Genomic DNA, 4,758 nt, shown 5'->3' with positions numbered 1-4,758 from the left:
AGGCCCGCGACGCCCGGCACCTCGTCGAGATGGGGGGCCGTGCGGGCGGCCGACAGCGCGGCGCGGACCGGGTGCAGCGCCGTCCTCAGCAGGCCCGTGCGGAGCCGCGAGACGGGGCTGGGCGCGCGGAGCGGCGCGGCGTCGTCGGCGGGCAGCTCGCGCGGTTCGGGCGTGATGTCGAGCAGCGCGGCGAGCGTCTCGGCGGCCAGGACGCCGTCGACCGCGGCGTGGTGCGCCTTGACGTAGACCGCCGCGCGGCCGCCCGCCAGGCCCTGGACCAGCACCAGCTCCCACAGCGGGCGGCTCCGGTCGAGGGGGCGGGCGTGCAGCGCGGCGACCGCCTCGGCGAGCTGCGCGTCCGTGCCGGGGGCGGGCAGCGTCACCTCGGACACGTGCCGGGCGGGGTCGAACGCGGGGTCGTCCTCCCAGTACGGGTGGTCGAGGCCGAAGGGCACCCCGGCCAGCCGCCGCCGCAGCGGCCGGGCCGCCAGGTGCGCGCGCTCGCGGATGAGCTCCACGGCCGCCTCCACCGTGACCCGGCCGTCCGGCAGGCCGCTCGGGTCGAGGATCCCGAGGCCCGCGATGTGCGCGTGGGTGCCGCCGGCCTCGGCGTGGAGGAAGGTCGCGTCCAGGGTGGTCAGCTGGGTGATCTGCGGAGTCGTCTGCTGGGTCATCTGGTGGTGTCCCGCTCTCGTCGCTGGATCGTGCGCCGGGCCCTGCGGGGGTGGTCGTCGGTCCGCGGTCCGGGGCGCCGTCTCCGTCGCGGTGCCCCGTCTCAAGGAGTTATGCGGTCCGGGCACCCTCGGTCAACGTGGGAGAGGGGAAAGTAACCACGACTTAACGGGACGTTTCACCCAATTCACGTGCGGAGCTTCGCGTGGCGCGTCAGAAGATAACCCGGTTTCGACGTCCGCATGTGGACAGATCCGCCCCTGGCTAAGCTGGTGCGCCATGACCGCACGACCACTCGCGGAGACCGTCGAGGCGGGCTGGGCCAAGGCCCTGGACCCCGTCGCCCCCCGCATCGCCGCCATGGGCGAGTTCCTCCGCGCCGAGGTCGCGGCGGGCCGCCGCTACCTGCCCGCCGGGAACCACATCCTGCGCGCCTTCCAGCAGCCGTTCGACGAGGTCCGGGTGCTGATCGTCGGCCAGGACCCCTACCCCACCCCGGGCCACCCGGTCGGACTGTCGTTCTCGGTCGCCCCGGACGTCCGCCCGCTGCCCGGCTCACTGGTGAACATCTACCGCGAGCTGACGAACGACCTCGGCCTGCCGGAGCCGTCCAACGGCGACCTCACGCCCTGGACGCGGCAGGGCGTCCTGCTGCTGAACCGGGCCCTCACCGTGCGTCCCGGCAAGCCCGCCTCGCACCGCGGCAAGGGCTGGGAGGAGGTCACCGAGCAGGCCATCCGCGCGCTCGCCGCCCGGGGCCGCCCGCTCGTGGCGATCCTGTGGGGCCGGGACGCCCGCAACCTGCGCCCGCTGCTCGACGGCGTGCCCTGCATCGAGTCGGCCCACCCGTCCCCGATGTCGGCCAACGGCGGCTTCTTCGGGTCCCGCCCGTTCAGCCGCGCCAACCAGCTCCTCGCCGAGCAGGGCGCCTCCCCGGTCGACTGGAAGCTCCCCTGACCCGCGCGGGCCGCGTCTCCCGCGCCGGACAGGCGGGCGAGGCGCGGACCGCCCGTTCCGGTCCGTTCCGGCCGGGCTAGTCCTCGGCGTCGGGGAGGATCTTCAGCAGGTCGCTGAACTCTGCGTCGGCGGGGCCGTCCGGGTTCCGCAGGACGGGCGTCAGCCGGCGCTCGCCGTGCGACCAGTAGACGCCGGGCGCGCACGGGTCGTCGGCCGCGGCGTGCATCTCGGCGACGACGTCGGCGAAGACCGGGAGGACCTCCTCCACGGCGCGGCTGCTGATCGGGTAGATCAGCAGCGTGTTGTGGCTGGGCGCGCCGACCAGCGCGCCGTGCTCGTTCGGCGACGGCAGGAACTGGTGCACCTCGGACAGCAGGGCCGAGACGTAGCGGCTGCCGGGCTTGGTCACCACGCGGACGTCGCGGCCCGGCAGCAGCGGCTGGTCGCGGACCTCGACGTCGGCCAGCTCGCGGTCGTGGGTGTTGGTCATCACGAAGCCGAGCCGGCGCAGGCCGAGCAGCCCGGCCCGGTCGCGGGTCAGCGGGCCGCCGTAGCGCGGGTGGTCGATCACCACGACGGCGTCGAAGTGGTCCCCCGCCGGGACGACGACCAGGCCCTCCCGGTCGTCCGGCGTGAGCTTCGGGACGATCCGCAGCCGCAGCAGCTCGCGCACGTCGCCGAACAGCTCCATCTCGCCGACGGCGCGGGAGGCGCGGTCGCCGACCTCGCGGACCCACTCGTCCACCAGGCTGGGCCAGCGGGTGCGGGGCTGGTCGGCGCAGCGCTCCAGGACGGTCGCGGTGGACGCGCGGGCCTGGGAGTGCCCGATGGTGAGCACCATCTCCGAGGTCGCGGCGTCCAGCCAGGCGCTGGGGGCGAGCACGGGGAGCAGGTCGCGGATCAGGGCGTGCACGTCGGACGCCGCGTCGCGCGGGCCGCCGCCCGGCCTGCCGCCGCCAGTCGCCTCTGGTTCCATTCCGCAACCCCCCTTCCCCGGAGTCCACCGCTGTCCCGCACAGCTTCTCAGAGTCGGCCCCTCCCGCGCGATCCATCCGGCAGACGGAAGGTGATCTTGCCGGGTGAGGGCGGGGGGCAAGGTAGGTTGCAGGCATGTCGGAATACGTGTACCCGCCGGTGATCAAGGCGGCGCTCGGCCTGTTCAGAGCCCTGAACCTGAAGATCCGCCTTGAGGGCACCGAGCACATCCCGCCCACCGGGGGCGCGGTTCTGGTCAGCAACCACGTCAGCTACCTCGACTTCATCTTCGCGGGGCTGGCGGTCCACCCGGCCGGACGCCTCGCCCGGTTCATGGCCAAGAGCGAGATCTTCGACCACCGGATCGCCGGGCCGCTGATGCGCGGCATGCACCACATCCCGGTGGACCGGGAGGCCGGCGCGGCGTCCTTCAAGGCCGCGCTGACCGCGCTGAAGGGCGGCGAGATCGTCGGCGTCTTCGCCGAGGCCACGATCAGCCGCTCGTTCACCGTCAAGGAGATCAAGAGCGGCGCCGTCCGGATGGCGGTCGCCGGGAAGGTCCCGCTGATCCCGGTCGCGATCTGGGGCCCGCAGCGGATGTGGACCAAGGGCCGCAAGAAGCGGCTGTTCCAGCGCAACGTCCCGGTCACGATCCTCATCGGCGAGCCGATGTACCCCAAGCGCGGCGACGACTACGACCAGGTCACCAAGGACCTGCGCGCCCGGATGCAGGAGCTGCTGGAGAAGGCGCAGCGCGAGTACCCCGACATCCCGGCCGAGTCCGAGTCCTGGTGGCAGCCCGCCTACCTCGGCGGCTCCGCGCCGACGCCCGAGGAGGCCGAGGAGCTGGACGCCCGCGAGGCCGAGGAGCGCCGCGCCCGCCGCGAGGCCCGCGCCGCCGCCGAGCAGGCCGCCGTCCAGGCCGCCGAGCCGAAGAAGGCCGACACCGCGCCGAAGGCCGACGCCCCGGGCACGGACGCCGCCGCCCCGAAGGCGGACGCCCCGGCCGACGCCGAGCCGAAGGCGGAGCCCGCCGAGCCGAAGGCCGAGCCCGCCGAGCCGAAGACGGACGCGGCGGACGCCGAGCCGAAGGCGGAGGAGAAGTAATTCACTGGACGTGGACACCGCCCCCTACCGATCATCGAGGACATGACGGCATCACGAGAGGGACGCGGGGAGTTCCTGCATCTGGTCGAGGCCCCGGAGGTCGCCACGGCCTCCGGTGACGACCTCACGCTGCCCGTGGTGCTGAACCTCAGCGACAGCAACTCCCCGGCCGACGTGATGGACGTGCTCTCGCTGCGTCCGTTCGCGTCCGGGGAGCAGCCGTGGTCGCGCTCGACGCGGCTGGACGACGTCCGCAAGGACGCGCGGCTGCTGCCCGAGGGGGCGCGGCTGCTGCGGGTGGCGAACGAGAAGGACAAGAAGTCGGTGCTCGCCACGGGCGAGGGCTGGACGCTGCTGGTGAACCGGTGGTCGCACGGCACCGCGTACGTGGCGGTCACGGCGGTGGACGACGAGCTCGCCCAGTCCGTCCTGGACCAGACGGTCAAGGACGCGACCGAGCCGCCGAAGCCCGCCGAGACGCATGTCGAGATGGGGTTCTGGCACCACGGCAGGCACGGTCCGCAGCGCACCGAGCGGGCGATCACGGCCGATCCGTGGACCGACGTGCGGCGCAACTACACCGCGGACGTCGCCACCGCGCTCGACCGGGTCATGGCGCTCACGCCGGGCGAGGTGAACGGGCGGATCCTGCTGCTGCACGGTCCGCCGGGCACCGGCAAGACGACGGCGCTGCGGGCGCTCGCGCGCGCGTGGAAGGACTGGTGCCGGTCGGACTGCGTGCTCGACCCGGAGGTGCTGTTCTCCTCCCCCAGCTACCTGTTCCAGGCGACGATGGGCGAGGAGGACGACGAGGAGCGCGACTGGCGGCTGCTCATCCTGGAGGACTGCGACGAGCTGATCCGCGGGGAGGCCAAGCAGTCGGCCGGGCAGGGCCTGTCCCGGCTGCTGAACCTCACCGACGGGATGCTCGGGCAGGGCCGGGACGTGCTGGTCGCGATCACCACCAACGAGGACCTGGCGCAGTTGCACCCGGCGGTCGTCCGGCCGGGGCGCTGCCTGGCGCAGATCGAGGTCGGCCGGCTCGGC

General features: G+C 73.8%; 5 protein-coding genes. 3 read left to right on the top strand and 2 right to left on the bottom strand.

What is annotated here, in order from left to right:
• The coding region (locus AB0J52_RS27825; protein ID WP_500185344.1) for a wax ester/triacylglycerol synthase domain-containing protein at positions 1-674 on the bottom strand (674 nt) is incomplete at its 3' end.
• A 277-nt stretch (positions 675-951) separates the two neighbouring features.
• Between AB0J52_RS27825 and AB0J52_RS27820 the strand changes: the two genes are divergently transcribed.
• Positions 952-1,629, top strand: a complete 678-nt coding sequence (locus AB0J52_RS27820; RefSeq protein ID WP_500185341.1) for a uracil-DNA glycosylase — start codon at positions 952-954, stop codon at positions 1,627-1,629.
• Between the two features lie 76 nt (positions 1,630-1,705).
• Here AB0J52_RS27820 and AB0J52_RS27815 read toward each other — a convergent pair whose 3' ends face one another.
• Positions 1,706-2,605: a hypothetical protein gene (locus AB0J52_RS27815; RefSeq protein WP_500185340.1), complete on the bottom strand. Its 900-nt coding sequence runs from the start codon at positions 2,603-2,605 to the stop codon at positions 1,706-1,708.
• Between the two features lie 134 nt (positions 2,606-2,739).
• Here AB0J52_RS27815 and AB0J52_RS27810 point away from each other — a divergent pair, with 134 nt between their 5' ends.
• Both AB0J52_RS27810 and AB0J52_RS27805 read left to right on the top strand, forming a co-directional pair.
• Positions 2,740-3,711 (top strand): lysophospholipid acyltransferase family protein, encoded by a 972-nt coding sequence (locus AB0J52_RS27810; protein WP_500185338.1) that lies wholly within the window; start codon positions 2,740-2,742, stop codon positions 3,709-3,711.
• A gap of 42 nt (positions 3,712-3,753) precedes the next feature.
• Positions 3,754-4,758: DUF5925 domain-containing protein (locus AB0J52_RS27805; RefSeq protein WP_500185337.1), on the top strand; the 1,005-nt coding region annotated here is incomplete at its 3' end.

This window comes from Spirillospora sp. NPDC049652, from assembly GCF_040675125.1.
GTDB lineage: Bacteria > Actinomycetota > Actinomycetes > Streptosporangiales > Streptosporangiaceae > Spirillospora.
The sequence above is the reverse complement of the archived record's forward strand: the minus strand, read 5'-3'. Positions and strand labels throughout refer to the sequence as shown.